At 64.4% G+C, this 17,104-nt stretch carries 15 protein-coding genes; 14 read left to right on the forward strand and 1 reads right to left on the reverse strand.

From position 1 onward, the window contains the following. Positions 1–17 precede the first annotated feature (17 nt). The 6 genes from BLU35_RS12940 to lhpI are packed head-to-tail and all read left to right on the forward strand — an operon-like array spanning position 18 to position 6,020. Positions 18–683, forward strand: coding sequence for an amino acid ABC transporter permease (locus BLU35_RS12940; protein WP_057251921.1), 666 nt, complete (start codon positions 18–20; stop codon positions 681–683). Positions 684–696: 13 nt separating this feature from the next. After that, positions 697–1,347, forward strand: coding sequence for an amino acid ABC transporter permease (locus tag BLU35_RS12945; protein ID WP_093233314.1), 651 nt, complete (start codon positions 697–699; stop codon positions 1,345–1,347). After that, positions 1,340–2,062 (forward strand): amino acid ABC transporter ATP-binding protein, encoded by a 723-nt coding sequence (locus BLU35_RS12950; protein WP_034798411.1) that lies wholly within the window; start codon positions 1,340–1,342, stop codon positions 2,060–2,062. Before BLU35_RS12945 ends, BLU35_RS12950 begins: the two co-directional genes overlap by 8 nt. A 7-nt stretch (positions 2,063–2,069) precedes the next feature. Continuing rightward, on the forward strand, positions 2,070–3,317 hold the full coding sequence (locus BLU35_RS12955; protein ID WP_093233315.1) for an NAD(P)/FAD-dependent oxidoreductase: 1,248 nt from the start codon (positions 2,070–2,072) through the stop codon (positions 3,315–3,317). A gap of 13 nt (positions 3,318–3,330) precedes the next feature. After that, positions 3,331–4,332 carry a 4-hydroxyproline epimerase gene (locus BLU35_RS12960; RefSeq protein WP_058322800.1) on the forward strand — a complete coding sequence of 334 codons (1,002 nt, stop codon included), beginning with the start codon at positions 3,331–3,333 and terminating at the stop codon, positions 4,330–4,332. Then, positions 4,329–6,020, forward strand: coding sequence for a cis-3-hydroxy-L-proline dehydratase (gene lhpI, locus BLU35_RS12965; RefSeq protein WP_093233316.1), 1,692 nt, complete (start codon positions 4,329–4,331; stop codon positions 6,018–6,020). Before BLU35_RS12960 ends, lhpI begins: the two co-directional genes overlap by 4 nt. Positions 6,021–6,036: 16 nt before the next feature. On the opposite strand, the gene BLU35_RS12970 is transcribed toward lhpI, so the two are convergent. Continuing rightward, positions 6,037–7,089, reverse strand: a complete 1,053-nt coding sequence (locus BLU35_RS12970; RefSeq protein WP_093233317.1) for a LacI family DNA-binding transcriptional regulator — start codon at positions 7,087–7,089, stop codon at positions 6,037–6,039. A 117-nt stretch (positions 7,090–7,206) separates the two neighbouring features. Here BLU35_RS12970 and bglB point away from each other — a divergent pair, with 117 nt between their 5' ends. The 8 genes from bglB to kduD all read left to right on the forward strand — a co-directional run bounded on the left by bglB (position 7,207) and on the right by kduD (position 17,095). Continuing rightward, a complete protein-coding gene (gene bglB / locus BLU35_RS12975) occupies positions 7,207–8,307 on the forward strand; it encodes a beta-galactosidase BglB (protein WP_058322797.1) in 1,101 nt (366 codons plus the stop codon). Then, entirely contained in the window at positions 8,304–9,140 is an 837-nt protein-coding gene (gene kduI / locus BLU35_RS12980; protein ID WP_093233318.1) for a 5-dehydro-4-deoxy-D-glucuronate isomerase, read from the forward strand. Before bglB ends, kduI begins: the two co-directional genes overlap by 4 nt. Then, on the forward strand, positions 9,137–11,623 hold the full coding sequence (locus BLU35_RS12985; RefSeq protein WP_093233319.1) for a hypothetical protein: 2,487 nt from the start codon (positions 9,137–9,139) through the stop codon (positions 11,621–11,623). Before kduI ends, BLU35_RS12985 begins: the two co-directional genes overlap by 4 nt. A 90-nt stretch (positions 11,624–11,713) precedes the next feature. Beyond that, on the forward strand, positions 11,714–12,982 hold the full coding sequence (locus BLU35_RS12990; RefSeq protein ID WP_093233320.1) for an ABC transporter substrate-binding protein: 1,269 nt from the start codon (positions 11,714–11,716) through the stop codon (positions 12,980–12,982). A 197-nt stretch (positions 12,983–13,179) separates the two neighbouring features. After that, positions 13,180–14,208, forward strand: a complete 1,029-nt coding sequence (locus BLU35_RS12995) for a carbohydrate ABC transporter permease (RefSeq protein ID WP_057251930.1) — start codon at positions 13,180–13,182, stop codon at positions 14,206–14,208. Next, complete coding sequence (locus tag BLU35_RS13000) at positions 14,205–15,257, forward strand: carbohydrate ABC transporter permease (protein WP_093233321.1); 1,053 nt, start codon at positions 14,205–14,207, stop codon at positions 15,255–15,257. Before BLU35_RS12995 ends, BLU35_RS13000 begins: the two co-directional genes overlap by 4 nt. Before the next feature lie 10 nt (positions 15,258–15,267). Next, the gene (locus BLU35_RS13005; RefSeq protein WP_093233322.1) at positions 15,268–16,353 is read left to right on the forward strand and encodes an ABC transporter ATP-binding protein; all 1,086 of its coding nucleotides are present in this window, start codon (positions 15,268–15,270) and stop codon (positions 16,351–16,353) included. Beyond that, positions 16,337–17,095 (forward strand): 2-dehydro-3-deoxy-D-gluconate 5-dehydrogenase KduD, encoded by a 759-nt coding sequence (gene kduD / locus BLU35_RS13010; RefSeq protein WP_058322791.1) that lies wholly within the window; start codon positions 16,337–16,339, stop codon positions 17,093–17,095. Before BLU35_RS13005 ends, kduD begins: the two co-directional genes overlap by 17 nt. Positions 17,096–17,104 lie beyond the last annotated feature (9 nt).

Here is a 17,104-nt window from a genome sequence, read left to right on the forward strand (position 1 = left end):
AAGAGGCGAGACGAAACATGTTCAGTTACACCTTCCATTGGAACCAGGCGCTAAAAGCCCTGCCGCAGATGCTCGATGGAGCGCTGGTCACCTTGCAGGTGGCTCTGCTCTCGATGGTCATCGGCCTGGCACTGGCGCTGGCGCTGACGGCCTGCCGCCTGTCCGGCAATCGCATTCTCGGCGGCTTTGCGACCGCTTGGGTCGAGATCGCCCGCAACACGCCGGCACTGTTCCAGATCTACATGGCCCACTTCGGCCTTGGCAATTTCGGCATCCATCTGAGCCCCTATACGGCGCTGCTCGCCGGGATCGCCTTCAACAATGCCGGCTATCTCGCGGAAAACTTCCGCGGCGCCCTCAAGGCCATTCCCGACACCCAGACGCGCGCCGGCCGCTCGCTCGGCATGACGCCGGTGCAGGCCTTCCGCTATATCGTGCTGCCGCAGATGCTGCGCATCGCCTTCCTGCCCGTTACCAACCAGATGGTCTGGGCAATCCTGATGACCTCGCTGGGTGTTACCGTCGGCATGAACACCGACCTTGCCGGCATCACCCAGGAACTGAACGCCCGCTCGTTCCGCACCTTCGAATTCTTCGCGATCGCCGCAGTGATCTACTACCTGATCGCCAAGGCCGTGACGCTGGCAGCCCGTCTGCTCGCAGCGCGCATGTTCCGCTACTAAGGAGAGGTGAGAGATGTTCAATACCGCCCTCACCCTCGCTGATCTCGGCTTTCTCCTTCAGGGAGCGCTGATGACGCTTGCCGTCACTGCGGTCTCGGTCGCAGCGGGCACGTTGCTCGGCATCAGCTTCGGCGTCGTGCGCAACCAGGTCGGCCCCTATTGGGCCGCCCCGCTCACCTTCGTGCTCGACATCTTCCGTTCGGTGCCGCTGCTGATCCAGCTGGTGCTTGCCAATGCCTTCCAGGCGATCGCCAAGCTCGGCTGGGCACCATTCACGACATCCTGCGTGGTGCTGTCGCTCTATACGGCCGCCTATTGCACCGAGATCGTGCGCGGCGGCATCTCCTCGGTGCCGCCGACAACGCGCCGCGCCGCACGCTCGCTCGGCATGACCTGGTGGCAGGACATGCGCTACATCGTGGCGCCGCTTGCGACCCGCGTTTCGTTGCCGTCCTGGATCGGCCTGACGCTCGGCGTCATGAAGGACTCGGCACTTGTCCTCTGGCTCGGCCTGATCGAGCTGCTGCGCGCCTCGCAGGTGCTCGTCACCCGTCTGCAGGAGCCGCTTCTGATCCTTCTGATCTGCGGCGCCATCTACTTCCTCATCAGCTTCCCAATCGCCCGGCTCGGCGGTTACCTTGAAAAACGGTGGTCCAATGATTGAGATCCAGAACGTTCGCAAATCCTTCGGCTCGCTGGAGGTTCTCAAAGGCATCGACCTCACCGTCAACAAGGGCGAGGTGCTGACCATCATTGGCGGCTCCGGTTCCGGCAAATCGACGCTGCTGACCTGCATCAACGGTCTCGAGCCGATCGATGCCGGCCGCATCCTCGTCGACGGCACCGAGGTCCACGCGAAATCAACAAACCTCAACAAGCTGCGCAGCAAGCTCGGCATCGTCTTCCAGCAGTTCAATGCTTTCCCGCACCTGACCGTGCTTGAAAACGTCATGCTGGCGCCGCGCAAGGTGCTCGGCCTCTCCAAGGAAAAGGCTGAGGAGAACGCCGTCAAGCAGCTCACGCACGTTGGCCTCGGCGAGAAGCTCGGCGTCTATCCCACCCGCATGTCGGGCGGCCAGCAGCAGCGCATGGCGATCGCCCGCGCGCTTGCCATGTCGCCGGAATACATGCTGTTTGACGAAGTGACCTCGGCACTCGACCCGCAGCTCGTCGGCGAAGTGCTCGACACGCTGCGCATGCTTGCGTCCGAAGGCATGACGATGATCTGCGTCACACACGAAATGAAGTTTGCCCGCGAAGTTTCCGACCGCGTCGCCTTCTTCCACAAGGGCGTGATGGCGGAAATCGCAGCACCCGAGGCGCTCTTCGGCGCGCCGAAGGACCCGGAACTCCAGAAGTTCCTGGCAGCGACGCACTGAGCCGATCATGAAGGATGCAGCTCAGCCTGACGTCATCGTCATCGGCGCCGGCGTTGTCGGCCTTTCCGCGGCGATCGCCGCCCAGGCACGGGGACTTTCCGTCACCGTGCTCGACCGAGAAGGCCCGGCCGCAGGTGCCTCTGCCGGCAATGCCGGGGCCTTCGCCTTTACCGACATCCTGCCGCTCGCCTCTCCCGGCATCCTCAAAAAGGCGCCGAAGTGGCTGCTCGACCCGCTTGGGCCCTTGAGCGTCCCGCCAGCCTACGCGGTGCAGATCGCCCCGTGGATGTTCCGCTTCTGGCGCGCCTGCTCGCCGGGCCGCGTTGCGCATTCGACGACGGCGCAGACCGCGATCATGGACCTGTCCAAGGCGGAGCTAGAACCCTTCCTCACCGCAACCGGCACCCTGCCGATGCTGCGCAAGGAAGGCAATCTCCAGGTCTATGAAAGCGAAGCCGAACTGAAGGCGTCGCTTCCCGGCTGGAAGGCGCGGTCCGAGCACGGCATCGAATTCCGCCATATGGGTGCGGCCGAAATGGCCGAGATCCAGCCCGGTCTCGCGCCGCGCTTTACTCATGGCACCTTCACGCCCGGCTGGTACTCGATCGCCGATCCGAAGCTCTATACCCTCGCGCTCGCGGACCACTTCCGCGCCAAGGGCGGCATCATCGAACGCGCCGAGGTTACGGCATTGCGGCCGGTCGAGGGTGGCGTGGAACTGACGTCCGCCGGCAAGACACGGCGTGCAGACCAGATTGTGCTATCCGCCGGCGCCTTCTCGCACCAGATCGCCCGGACGCTCGGCGAACGTATCCCGCTCGAAACCGAGCGCGGATACAACACCACGCTGCCGCAGGACGCCTTCGATCTGCGCACCCAGGTCACATTCGGCGGCCACGGCTTCGTCGTCACAAGGCTTTCGACCGGTATCCGGGTCGGCGGCGCCGTCGAACTCGGCGGCCTGAAGCTGCCGCCGAATTTCCGCCGCTCGGATGCGATGCTGAAGAAGGCGCAGACCTTCCTGCCCGGCTTCAAAAGCGAAGGCGGCGTGCAGTGGATGGGCTTCCGCCCGTCACTTCCCGACAGCCTGCCGGCGATCGGCCGCGCCCGCGCCACGGGGCGCGTCATCTACGCCTTCGGCCACGGCCATCTCGGCCTGACGCAATCGGCCGGAACCGCGCGCCTCGTCGCCGAACTCCTGACCGGCCAGCGGCCGGCAATCGACATCCAATCCTTCTCGCCGCAACGTTTCTGATAGGGCTTCGACCATGGCCAACCACACCTTCTCCTGCATCGACGGACACACCTGCGGCAACCCGGTCCGCCTCGTTTCCGGCGGCGGGCCGCGGCTCGAAGGGGCCAACATGCTGGAGAAGCGGGCCCACTTTCTGCGCGAGTTCGACTGGATCCGCACCGGCCTGATGTTCGAGCCGCGCGGCCACGACATGATGTCCGGCTCGATCCTCTATCCGCCGACGCGGCCCGACTGCGACGTCGCGGTGCTCTTCATCGAGACATCCGGCTGCCTGCCGATGTGCGGCCACGGCACGATCGGCACCATCACCATGGCGATCGAGAACGGGCTGATCACCCCGCGTGAACCGGGCAAGCTTTCGATCGACGCGCCGGCCGGCAAGGTGGACATCACCTATCGCCAGGAAGGCCGCTTCGTCGAGGAAGTGCGCCTCACCAACGTGCCGGGCTTCCTCTATGCCGAGGGCCTGACGGCTGAGGTCGAGGGCCTCGGCGAGATCGTCGTCGACGTCGCCTATGGCGGCAACTTCTACGCCATCGTCGAGCCGCAGAAGAATTTCCGCGACATGGCCGATCATACCGCCGGCGAGCTCGTCGGCTGGAGCCCGAAGCTGCGCGCAGCCCTCAACGCCAAGTACGAGTTCGTCCATCCGGAGCATCCGGAAATCCAGGGTCTGAGCCACATCCAGTGGACCGGCAAGCCGACGCAGGCCGAGGCGCATGCGCGCAACGCCGTGTTCTACGGCGAAAAGGCGATCGACCGCTCTCCCTGCGGCACCGGTACGTCGGCGCGCATGGCGCAGCTTGCCGCCAAGGGCAAGCTGAAGGTCGGTGACGAGTTCGTGCATGAATCGATCATCGGGTCGCTGTTCAAGGGCCGCGTCGAGGCGGCGACCAAGGTTGCCGACCGCGACGCCATCATCCCTTCGATCGCCGGCTGGGCCCGCATGACCGGCATCAACACGATCTTCATCGATGACCGCGACCCCTTCGCCCATGGATTTGTCGTAAAATGACCCAATCGATCTCCGCCCGCAGCATTCTCTCTGGCTCCGCCGATGGCCCCATCATCGCCACCGAGGAGGCCCTGAGCTTCTGGGGCGGGGTCGATCCGGCAACCGGCGTGGTGATCGATGTGCATCACCCGCTGCACGGGATCTGTCTCACCGGCGGCATCCTGATGATGCCGTCGAGCCGCGGTTCCTGTACCGGTTCGGGCGTTTTGCTCGATATGGCGCTGACGGGCCGTGCACCGGCAGCGCTGGTGTTCTCGGAGGCCGAGGACGTGTTGACGCTCGGCGCACTGATTGCGGCTGAGATGTTTGGCAAACCCTTGCCGGTGCTCAGGCTTTCCCGCGAAGCCTTCAAGACGCTCGCTCAAGCCAGGTCCGCGCGGATCAACGATAAGACGATCGAGGCCGACGGCCTGACGATCCCGGTCGAACCGCCGGCAGTGACCGCTCTCGACCTCACCGAAGACGACCGCGCCATGCTCGACGGCCGCGATGGCATCGCCGTGCAGCAAGCGATGCGGATCATTTCCGCGATGGCCGCACAGCAGGGGGCGGAAAAGCTCATCGACGTGGTCCAGGGCCATATCGACGGCTGCATCTATGCGAGCCCCGCCAACCTCACCTTCGCCGAAAAGATGGCGAACATGGGCGCCAAGGTCCGAGTGCCGACGACGATGAACGCGATCTCGGTCGACCGCGCCAACTGGCGGGCGCAGGGCGTGCCGGAAAGTTTCGGCGACCCGGCGGCTAAGCTTGCCGACGCCTATGTGCGCATGGGCTGTCGCCCGACCTTCACCTGTTCGCCCTATCTGCTCGACAGCGCACCGAAATCGGGCGAATCCATTGCCTGGGCGGAATCCAATGCCGTCATTTTCGCCAACACTGTGCTCGGCGCGCGCACGGCAAAGCACCCGGATTTTCTCGACCTCTGCATCGCGCTGACCGGCCGCGCGCCCCTCTCGGGCGTCTATCTCGACGAACCGCGCAGGGCGAAGCGCGTCATCGACGCGGAACTACCTGATGGTATCGACGATGCCTTCTGGCCGCTGATCGGCTACCTCGCCGGCAAGGCCGCGCCCGACCGCATTCCACTTCTGCGCGGTCTCGCTTCCGCAAAGCCTTCGCGCGACGACCTGAAGGCGCTCTGCGCCGCCTTCGGCACGACATCCGCAGCCCCCATGTTGCATGTGGAAGCTGTAACCCCGGAAGCGGAAGGTGCCGCGGCTGAGGATGCCGACCAAACAGCCATCACGCGCGCCGACATGGCCGAGGCCTGGGTTCATTTCAACAAAGGCCCTGCCGAAGTCGAGCTCGTCGCCATCGGCAGCCCGCATGCCTCGCTGGAAGAATGCCGCGCTCTGGCAGCGGCCTTCGACGGTCGCAAGCGGCATGGCGATGTCGCCGTGATCGTGACCGCCGGACGAGACGCGATCGCCGCAGCACGGGAAGAAGGTCTGCTGGCTCGACTGGAGGCGAGCGGCATCCAGGTGCTGCCCGACCTCTGCTGGTGCTCGATCTCGGAGCCGGTGTTCCCGACGAAGACGCGGGCGCTGATGACCAATTCCGGAAAGTACGCCCATTACGGCCCCGGTCTCTCCGGCCGCGCCGTTCGCTTCGGCAGCCTCGCTGATTGCGTTGAAGCGGCGCTCACGGGCCGCGTCCCGGCACGTCTGCCGGCCTGGCTGTCGTAACGACTTCGCCGCGGGCTTAGGCGCCGCGCGGCGGTGCCGTCGAGGCCCGCAGCACCAGATGGCAGGCGAGTTCGACGCGACGCGGCGGCGCCGGGATACCAGAGAGCGTGTCGCGCAAAAGGTCGAGCGCGACCGAGCCGATCTCGCGCATCGGAATATGCATCGTCGTCAGCGGCGGATTGAGAAAGGCTGCCTGCGGCAGATCATCCATACCCATGACCGAGACATCGCCCGGAACCGAAAAACCCTTCTGCTGAATGCCGAGCATGGCGCCGACGGCGAGGCTGTCGCCGGCCGCGAGCACCGCGGTGAAATCCAGCCCCCGCTCCGAAATCCGCTGCGTCAGCGCCTGTATCGCAAGCTCCGGCAGCCAGTCCTCGACGGTGACGAGCAAGTCGTCGGTAGCGGGCAGGCATTTCGCGAGCAGCCCGTCGCGCCAGCCCTCGTAGCGCCGTTCAATCGTACGGCGCCCCGGCCGCATCAGAAACAGGATGCGCTCGTGGCCGAGCTCGATCAGGTGATCGGTCGCAAGCCGCGCGCTCGATCGGTTGCAGGGCGTGACGCTCGATAGCCGCATGAACGGGTCGTCGCTGTTCAAGAGCACCACCGGCTTTTCGAAGCCACGGGTCGCGGCAATCATACCTTCGTCGTCGATGGTAAGAAACAGCAGACCGGCGACCTGCTCGTCCTCCTCTGCCTCGGCAAGCACGGCCAGCTCTTCGCTTCTATCCGCAATCGGCCGAGTGACGATTTCGAGGTCCAACGCCTGCGCCCGCTCCTTCAGCCCCTCCAGCACATAGTGTGTGAACTGATTGCGCACATAGTCGATCATCGCAGCACTGGACGCCGCCACGATGACCTTCTGACCGGCGACCGCCGTCGGGATCACGTAGTTGGCGTTCTTGGCCGCTTCCAGCACCTTCTGGCGGATTTCCGCGCGTACGCCCTTTTCGCCAGCAAGGGCGCGGGAGGCGGTGCTCAAGGAGACGCCGCAGGCTTCCGCGATGTCCTCCAGCCGAACGCGCTTGCTCTTCTTGCCGCGTTTGCCCGGCAGCGGTTTTGCGATCATGCAATCCTCCCTTGCCACAATATTGGGAAAAATTTTCATATTGCGCAAGAAAAAACATCGTGCCTTTATCTTTCTCAAGAAAGCCGAGGGAAGAGCGGCTTAAGGAGGAGGAGTGCCATGGGCCTCAACGCCCACGATATCCGCACGGGTCTCGATCGTCTTGTCGGCGGCATGACCGGTCTCAAGCATGACGGCCGGTTCGATGAACCGAACCTCGACGGGACCGCAGGCGACTACATCAGCTTCGACAGCTGGGAATGGCCGCAGGGTGTTGGCCTCTATGGCCTGATCAAGTTCTGGCTGTTTACCGGCCGCGAGGACATCCGTCAGCTTATCGAAGGCTGGTACGAAGGACGCCTTGCGGCCGGGCTTCCGGAACTCAACGTCAACACGACCGCGCCGATGCTCGGCCTCTCGGTTCTCTGGGCCAAATCCAGGAATCCCCGCTGGAAGCCGCTGCTCGACGACTGGGCAAACCGGGTGATGAACGAAATGGGCCGGACGCCGGAAGGCGGCTTCGAGCATCACGTCTCCGACAAGGTCAACGACAACGAACTCTGGGACGACACGCTCTATATGGTCGCCCTGTTCCTCGCCTCCTATGGCCAGGCGAGCGGCCGGCGCGAACTCGTCGACGAGGCCTCGCGGCAGTTTCTCGTGCATGCCCGCTACCTTGCCGACACCCAGTCGGGTCTCTGGTTCCATGGCTGGACTTTCGACGGCCGGCACAATTTCGCCCGCGCCCGCTGGGCCCGCGGCAATGCCTGGATCACCGCCGGCATGCTCGACTTCTTCGACCTCGCGGAACTCGCCGCACCGGTCAAGGAATACCTGCGCGGCGTGCTCGTTACCCAGGTCGAGGCACTGCTGCCGCTGCAGGCCGCTTCCGGCGCCTGGCGCACGCTGCTCGACGACGCGACCTCCTATGAGGAAATTTCCGCGACGGCCGGCATCGGCTATGGCCTGCTCAAGGGCTATCGGCTCGGCTATGGAACGCCCGCCTGGAGAGCCGCCGGTCTGCGCGCGCTTGAAGTCGTGATGCGCAACATCGACGAGAGCGGCACCGTGCTCAACGTCTCCTACGGCACACGCATGGGCCACGACCTGCAATTCTACAAGGACATCCCAATTCAGCCGACCGGCTATGGCCAGGCACTGGCAATCCTGTGTCTCTCCGAAGCCCTGCAGCATGTCGGCGCGGAAGGACAGGCAGCATGACGATGAAGGTTCTCTACGGGGCCAACCCCGAGGATATCAAAGGCTACGACACCGCGCGGCTGCGCCGCGAGTTCCTGATCAGCGATCTCTTTGCAGCTGACGCCGTGAACTTCACCTACACCCATGTCGACCGGCTGATCCTCGGCGGCGCCATGCCGAAGACAAAGAGCGTCACCTTTGGATCGGGCGCTGATATCGGCACGCCTTATCTGCTTTCGGCGCGCGAGATGGGCATCGCCAATCTCGGCGGCACCGGGACGATCACCGTCGACGGTAAGAACTTCGTGCTCGAAAATCGAGACGTGCTCTATGTCGGACGCGGTGCCAAGGAAATCGTCGTTGCAAGCGAGACCGCCGACCGCCCGGCCCGCTTCTACATGAACTCGGTGCCCGCCGGTGCCGATCTGCCGCACCGGCTGATCAAGAGGGCGGAGGCAAAGGCGCTTGAGCTCGGCGACGTCAAGCGCTCGAACAAACGCCGTCTCGTCATGTACATCCACCCGGAAGTCATGCCCTCCTGCCTGCTTCTGATGGGCATTACCGATCTGGCCGAAGGCAGCGCCTGGAACACCATGCCGCCGCATGTGCACGAGCGGCGTATGGAGGCCTATTGCTACTTCGACATGGCACCCGAAGACCGCATCGTCCACGTGATGGGCGAGCCGGAGGAGACCAGGCACCTGATCGTCGCAAACGGCGACGCCGTGCTTTCGCCCGCCTGGTCGATCCATATGGGCGCCGGCACCGGCCCCTATGCCTTCGTCTGGGGCATGACCGGCGAGAACCAGGAATACAACGACGTCACCCCCGTAGCCTTGGCTGAGCTGAAATGAGCGATACGACTTTCCATCTGAAGAAGAACCTCGCTGCGGGGCAGGCCGTCGGCTACTGGCAGCTCGGCACGATTGCCGAGGAGCGCTTCGACGTGCCTGACCAGCCGATGAAGGGCGAAATGGACCCCTTCTTCTTCCTGACCAAGCACAAGAACTTCATTCCGCACGAATACCCCTGCCGGACGATTTTTGCCGAACAGTTTCGCGGCAAGCGGCCGCAGGTGCGCGGCACATTCGAGGCCCGCCGCTGGTGGCTGCCCTTCGGATCGCCGCGGCTCGACCTCTCCGGCTTCTGGTTCCGGCCGACACGGCTTGCAACCTGGGCCCGCACCTCGATCGAGGCCGACACGGCTGGCACCGCCAAGATTCGCCTGGGCACCTGCGGCGGTGCAGTGCTCTTCCTGAACGGCGCAGAGGTGGGCTGGACGGCGCCCTATAGCCGCAATCTCGAGGCCAAGGCCGAATTCGATCTTGAGCTCAAGGCCGGGCTAAACGAAGTGACGATCTTCTTCGACGACCTCGCCGAACGCGATGCGCGTTATTTCTTCCAGTTCGACTATCTCTCGGGACCGACGGCGCGCGTGGCGCTGCCCGTTCCCTGCCCGAGTGCGGCCGCCGCCGATATCGAGACCGCACTCGACGGCATGCATTTCGACCGGACCGCCTATTTCGAGGGCGACATCACCCTTCTCTTCGCCGCCGCCCTGCCGCTTGACGTCAAAGTCAATGTCGCGGTCGAAGGCGACTTCATGTCGACCGAGCGCTTCGACCACGACTTCGTGCTGAAGGCCGGCGACAAGAGGCTGGTTGTCGGACCATCGGAAGAGACACCGGCCGATTTCCGCCATTTCCGCATCACGCTTGATGCCAGCGGCTTCGTTGCGTCGCGCTCTCTTGGCGTCGAGATCTGCCACGCCGGCCGCCAGGGCAAACCGTCGGAGACGCTTGCGCGTCGCATTACCGAGACGCTCGACGAGATCTCGGGCTTTTCCGAACGTGACACGGTCCGCGCCTTCGCCCGGCTTGCCAGCGGTCGCGGCGGTACCGACACCGACGCGATGATCGAGGAAATCCTGCCGTCGATCGAGGATTGCCACGACTGCGCCGACTTCTCGCTGGTGCCGCTCATCTGGTCGCGCACCACATGGGGCCAGGATATCGGCGAAAAGACGCGCGATCGCATCGATCAGGCGATCCTTGGCTTCCGCTACTGGATGGATGAACCCGGCAACGACGTGCAGTGGTATTTCTCCGAAAACCATGCGCTTCTGTTCCACACCTCGGCCTATCTTGCCGGCCACCTCTTCCCCGAGGCGACCTTCCGTCGCTCGGGCCGCAAGGGCAGCGAGCAAAGCGCCGTCGGCGCCGCCCGCGTCCGCGCCTGGCTCGATCATTTCGAGGCCTGGGAAATGGCGGAGTTCAACTCCGCGCCTTATTTCCCGATCGACCTCAAAGGCTTGACAGCGCTGGCAGCGCTCTCGCCCGACGCCGACATCGCCGACCGCGCCAAGAAGGGCATCGTGCGCCTCTGCGAGATTATCGCCCGCTCGGCCCATCACGGCATGGTGACGGCAGCCCAGGGGCGCTCCTACGAGCACACGCTCTGCGCCGGCCGCTCGCTCGAACTCTCGGGTGTCGCGCGCCTGCTCTGGGGCAAGGGCTGGTACGGCCGCCGCGTGCATGCACTGCCGCAGCTTGCCGTCTGCCTGCGTGACCACGGCCTGGTGGTGCCTGAGGCGCTTGCCACCGTCGCCTGCCATGAGGACGATGCAGCCCATCAGGAGTGGCGCTTCGCCCAGGGCGAAAACCGCTTTGCGGCGCTATACCATTACAAAGGCCGCCATTTCGCCATGGGCTCGGCGGCGCATTATCGCTGGAACGAATGGGGCTATCAGGAAACGGTGCTGCATTTGCGCCTTGGCCAGCGCCCCGAAGCGGCGATCTGGATCAACCATCCGGGCGAGACCATTCAGTTCGGGTACGGCCGGCCATCCTATTGGGGTGGTTGCGGCACCCTCCCTCGTGCCCACCAGTACAGGGGGCTGGCCGTACTCGACTTTGCGACCGTCAGCGAACAGCCGGACTTCACCCATGCGTGGTTCCCGGTCGCCGAGTTCCACGAGAGCAGGGTCAAGGGCAAGCTGGCACTTGCGCGCAGCGGCCGTGGCGCCGTTGTCCTGATCGGCGCAACCGAACTGTTACCGGTGACCGATGGCCCGTCAGCGCATGCGGAGCTGCGCCAGGCCGGCCACAAGACGCGCTGGATCGTCCGGGTTTGCGAAACCGAAGAGCTTTCCGGGGTGGAAACGAAGTTTGCCGGGCTCTCCGTCGAGGAAACCGCCGACGGTGCTTTCGTCATCAACGATCCGGACTATGGCCGCGTCGTCTTCCGCAACGACGGTTCGACGGAAGCCGAAGGGCGCACCATCGCCGCCAAGGATTTCACCGTGGCGGGTGAGGCAACCATGCTCGCCGCCAGATAAGGCAAAAAGAATTGCGCCGGCCGGGGAAGCCGGCGCCATCCCAAGCGAGCGGGAGGAAGCTCGTGTATGGATAAGTGGAGGAGAAAGACAATGAAGAAGACCGGAACGATGCTCGCGGCGCTCGCCGTCGGGCTCCTGACGTCGACGGCGGCAATGGCCGGCGACGTGCGCATCATGTGGTACTCCGATGGCGTCGAAGGCGAGGTGTTGAAGGACCTGCTCGACCGCTTCATGAAGGAGAACCCCGGGATCAACGTGATCCTCGACAACGTGTCCTACAGCGTCGTCAAGGAGCAGCTGCCGGTGCAGCTCGAAGCCGGCAACGGCCCCGACATCGCCCGCGTCACCAACCTCAAGGCCCAGAGCCAGCACTGGCTCGACCTTAGGCCGCTGGTTGCCGACGCCGCCTATTGGGACGAGAATTTCGGCGGGCAGGCAGATTGGATGCGCCCGGACGGCTCGAACCAGATCTCCGGTTTCATGACCCAGATCACGATTGCCGGCGGCTTTGCCAACAAGACGCTGTTCGACCAGGCGGGCGTCGCGATCCCCGGCAAGGATGCGACCTGGGACGACTGGGCGAAGGCAGCCAAGCAGGTGGCAGAAAACCAGCAGGTTCCCTTCCCGATGGCGCTCGACCGCTCCGGTCACCGCCTCAGCGGCCCGAACCTTGCCTATGGCGGCAACTATATCGGCGCCGACGGCAAGCCGGCGCCGCTTGATGATGGCTCGAAGAACTTCCTGAAGACCTTCGTCGGCTGGGTTGCCGACGGCACGATGAGCAAGGACGTCTGGGTTTCGGCCGCCGGCTCCACCTATCGCGCCGCCGCCGACGACTTCATCAACGGACAGCTCGTCTACTACTATTCCGGTTCCTGGCAGGTTCCGAACTTCTCGACGAAGATCGGCACTAACTTCGACTGGGTGGCGACCGGCAGTCCCTGCGGCCCGGCGAACTGCACCGGCATGACCGGCGGCGCGGGTCTGGTGGCGGTCAAATACACCAAGAACCCGAAGGAAGTGGCCAAGGTGATGGACTATCTCGCGAGCGAACCGATCGTGAAGGAGTTCTCCGAGCGCACCTTGTTCCTGCCTGCGCATAAGGGCGTGCTTGCCAAGGAGCTAGACTTCAAGACCGACGACCCCCAGGCAAAGGCGGCGCTCAACGGCTTCGTCGAGGCGAGCAAGTCGCTCTCCGACGAGGCGCGCAAGCTGCCCGGCTGGCTCTGGTCCGACGCCGTCTACGGCGCGCTCGTCACCCGCGTCAGCCAGGCTGCTGCCGGCGAGATGACGGTCGACGAAGCGTTCACGCGCATCGATAGCGATATCGCCACCAAGGTGAAAGATAGCGGCAACTGATCCGGGCGATCGATACCCGGTTTCCGACGGTGTGACGTATCATGCCGTCGGATCAGCCGCCGACACACATGTAAGCATTAACTTACATAATGCTGACATCCGGCAAGCAGCGCTTGCCCGTCTCTTTCGGGCAGAAGATCACAATCCGGCGACGATCGTTGCGCTACAAAGCGCGACCGGTGGCGAGGTAGCAAACGATGAAGGCAGATGTTCCAAGAGGAGGCGGCTCACGCCTTGGCGAGGCGGTCATGGTGCCCGTGCGCCTGCTGATGGGCGCCGTCGATGCGCCGCTGCGCTTCGTGCAGCGCCGGCTCGGCATCGGCGGCATGGCGACCTTCTTCCTGCTGCCGAACATGCTGATCTTCGGCATATTCGTGCTGCTGCCGTTCTTCATCAACTTCGCCTATTCCATGACCGGCGGAACCGCCCTCTTCCTCCCCGACCGAAGCTTCGTCGGCGGCGACCAATATGCGCGCCTCTTCGATTGCGTGAATTACACCAACCCGAACAGCTGCGCCGAAGACACCTTCTGGACCGCCGTCGGCAACACCGCCTGGTTCGTGGTGCTGCAGGTCACCCTGATGATCCTGTTTTCGCTGGTGACGGCGCTGATCCTCAACCGCGACCTGATGGCGCGCAGCTTCTGGCGGGCGGTGTTCTTCTTCCCCGTGCTGCTCTCGCCCGTCGTCGTCGGCCTCATCTGGAAGTGGATCCTGCAGCGTCAGGGCCTGCTGAACTTCGGTCTCTACAGCCTTGGCCTCGAGCCGCACACCTGGCTCAACGATCGCAACTGGTCCTTTGCAGCAACCGTCGGCGTTTCGATCTGGGCGCATATGGGTTTCTATACGCTGATCCTGCTTGCCGGTCTGCAGGCGATCCCGAAGGATCTCTATGAAGCGGCCGAGATGGACGGCACCCGTCCGGCGCGCGCCTTCTGGCGCATCACCTTGCCACTGCTGATGCCCAACCTGCTCGTCGTCATCGTGCTCGTCTTGATCCGCGCAGTGCAGATCTTCGACGAGATCTACGTGCTGACCGGCGGGGGCCCAGGCACCAGCACACTCTATATCACGCAATACATCTACGAGACCGGCTTCGCGACGCAGTTGCGCAATCCCGGCCTTGCCGCAGCCGCCTCGATCCTGATGGGCGCCGTGCTGGTTGTCCTCACCCTGGTCCAGCTCGGCCTTGGCCGCAAAGGCGAGAAGAAGGGAGCCCGAAAATGAGCCGTCTTGCCGAATTCATCTTTCGACGTCGCGGCCGCAACGGCTGGCACTGGACCGATATCGTCACCTGGGTCTGGCTCATCGGCGGTCTCTTCATCATGTTCGGTCCGGCCGTCTGGCTCGTCGGCTCCTCCTTCAAGTCTCCGGCAGCCCTTGCCGAATTCCCGCCGACGATCATGCCCTATGTAACGCAGAAGGCGACCGTCGAAGGTTACGACAAGCCGCTCGACCTCTACGAAGTGACGCTGCCGGATGGCAGCAAGAAGGTGCTCGCCGAGGTTCGCCGCATCGGCATCGTCGCCCAGATGGTTTCACCGGAGAAGCCGGCCGAGATCGTCAAGGTCAACATCGCCGAGCGCACGCCGGTGCGCACAATGTCCTTCGCCACGTCGAACTACAGCGAGCCCTTCACCCATTTCGATTTCGTCCGCTACCTCTGGAACTCCGTTTTCGTGACGGTGACGGCGACGGTGATCACGCTCATCGTCAATTCGATGGCCGCCTTCGCGCTCAGCAAATACGAGTTCCGCGGCCGCACCTTCGCGATGCTCTTGATCCTCGCCACCCTGATGGTGCCGCTCTCGGTGATCATGGTGCCGCTCTATTCGATCGTCTCGGCGCTCGGTCTGTTCAACAATCTCTGGGGGGTGATCTTGCCGACGGTCGCGACGCCGACCGGTGTCTTCATCCTGCGCCAATACATGCTGACCATCCCCGACGAGCTGATCGACGCCGCGCGCATGGACAAGGCATCGGAGTGGCAGATCTACTGGCGCATCATCCTGCCGCTGACGGCACCGGCGCTCGCTGTGCTTGCGATCTTCTCCGTCGTCTGGCGCTGGAACGACTTCCTCTGGCCGCTGATCGTGCTCTCCCGCAAGGAGCTTTATACGCTGCAGGTCGGCCTCAGCATCTATTCCGGCGAGTTGAACGTGCAGTGGCATTTCATTCTCGCTATGACGGTCGTGACCATGATCCCGGTCGTCCTGGTCTTCATCTTCCTGCAACGCTTCATCACCACCGGCATTGCCGGCACCGGACTGAAATAAGGGGGCACCCATGGGCCACATCAAGCTTACCAATGTGACCAAGTCGTTCGGCGCCGTCGACGTGCTTCATGGCATCAACCTGGATATCAAGGACGGCGAGCTCGTCGTCTTCGTCGGCCCCTCCGGCTGCGGCAAGTCCACGCTTCTGCGCATGATCGCCGGGCTGGAAAAGCCGACCGGCGGAGAACTCGCGATCGATGGCAAGGTGGTCAACGACGTGCCGGCCGCCGACCGCGGCCTCGCCATGGTCTTCCAGTCCTACGCGCTCTATCCGCATATGAGCGTGCGCCAGAACCTCGCCTTCGGCCTCGAAAACACCCGCATGCCGAAGACGGAGATCGCCGAGCGTATTGGGGAAGCCGCGCGCATGCTGGAGATCGAGCCCTATCTCGAGCGCCGCCCCGGGCAACTTTCGGGTGGCCAGCGCCAGCGCGTCGCGATCGGCCGCGCGATCGTGCGCCGCCCCGTTGCCTTCCTGCTCGACGAGCCGCTGTCGAACCTCGACGCTGAACTGCGCGGCTCCACCCGCGCCGAGCTTGCGGCCCTCCACGCCCGCCTTTCGGCAACGATGATCTATGTGACACACGACCAGGTAGAGGCGATGACGCTCGCCGACCGCATCGTCGTCCTGCGCGCCGGCCGCATCGAGCAGATCGGCACGCCGCTCGAACTCTATAACAGGCCGGCCAACCGCTTCGTCGCCGGCTTCATCGGCTCGCCGCACATGAACTTCCTTGAAGGCACGCTGGAAGCGGCCGGCGCCGGCACGGCGGTCGCGACGCTGAAGGGCGGCCACCGGCTGCAGGTTCCGATCGCCGACGCAGCAGCTGCAGCCGGTTCACCCATCACGCTTGGCGTCCGGCCGCAGCACATCACGCTTGATACCGGTGAAAGCGGCATTCCCGCCAAGATCCGGCTCGTCGAGGCGCTCGGTTCCGAAACCGTGCTGCATGCCGATGTCGCCGGCCAGAAGATCCTGGTCGTCGCCCCCGGTCAGCATGACCTGGCACCGGGATCTGACATCAGGCTGTCGCTCGCGGCTGCCCCCATACACCTCTTCAACGACAAGGGGCTTCGCCTTGAACGCGCTGTTTGACCTCACAGGCAAGACCGCCCTCGTCACCGGCGCCCGCACCGGCCTCGGCCAGGGCATGGCCCTGGCACTCGCGCGGGCCGGCGCCGATATTGCCGCCCTCGGTTCGACGCCCATGCCGGAGACGGCAGCGTTGGTACGAGAGGCGGGTGTTCGCTTTCACGAACTGACCGTCGATCTCTCGAGGCCTTTCGACGCGGCGTCGGCGATCGGCGACGTCGTGGCCGCCCTCGGCGGCATCGACATCCTCGTCAACAATGCCGGCATCATTCGCCGCGCCGACCTGCTCGACTATTCCGAGGAAGACTGGGACAGTGTGCTCGACGTCAACCTGAAGGCGGCCTTTCTGCTGTCGCAGGCCGCAGCCAGACACATGGTCTCGACCGGACGCGCCGGCCGCATCGTCAATGTCGCCTCGATGCTGACCTTCCAGGGCGGCGTCCGCGTGCCGGCGTATGCCGCCTCGAAGCACGGCATCGCCGGCCTCACCAAGGCAATGGCCAACGAGCTGGCACCGCGCGGGATTACCGTCAATGCGATCGCCCCCGGCTACATGGCGACCGACAACACCGAGGCGCTGCGCAACGACCCCGATCGCAACGCCCAGATCTCCGCCCGCATTCCGATGGGGCGCTGGGGCACGCCCGACGATCTCGCGACCGCCGTGCTCTTCTTCGCAGCACCCGCCTCCGGCTATGTCACCGGAACGGTTCTGCCGGTCGATGGCGGCTGGCTCGTTCGCTAGGCGCCACCA

It is taken from the genome of Sinorhizobium sp. NFACC03 (genome assembly GCF_900103435.1).
Classification (GTDB): Bacteria; Pseudomonadota; Alphaproteobacteria; order Rhizobiales; family Rhizobiaceae; genus Ensifer.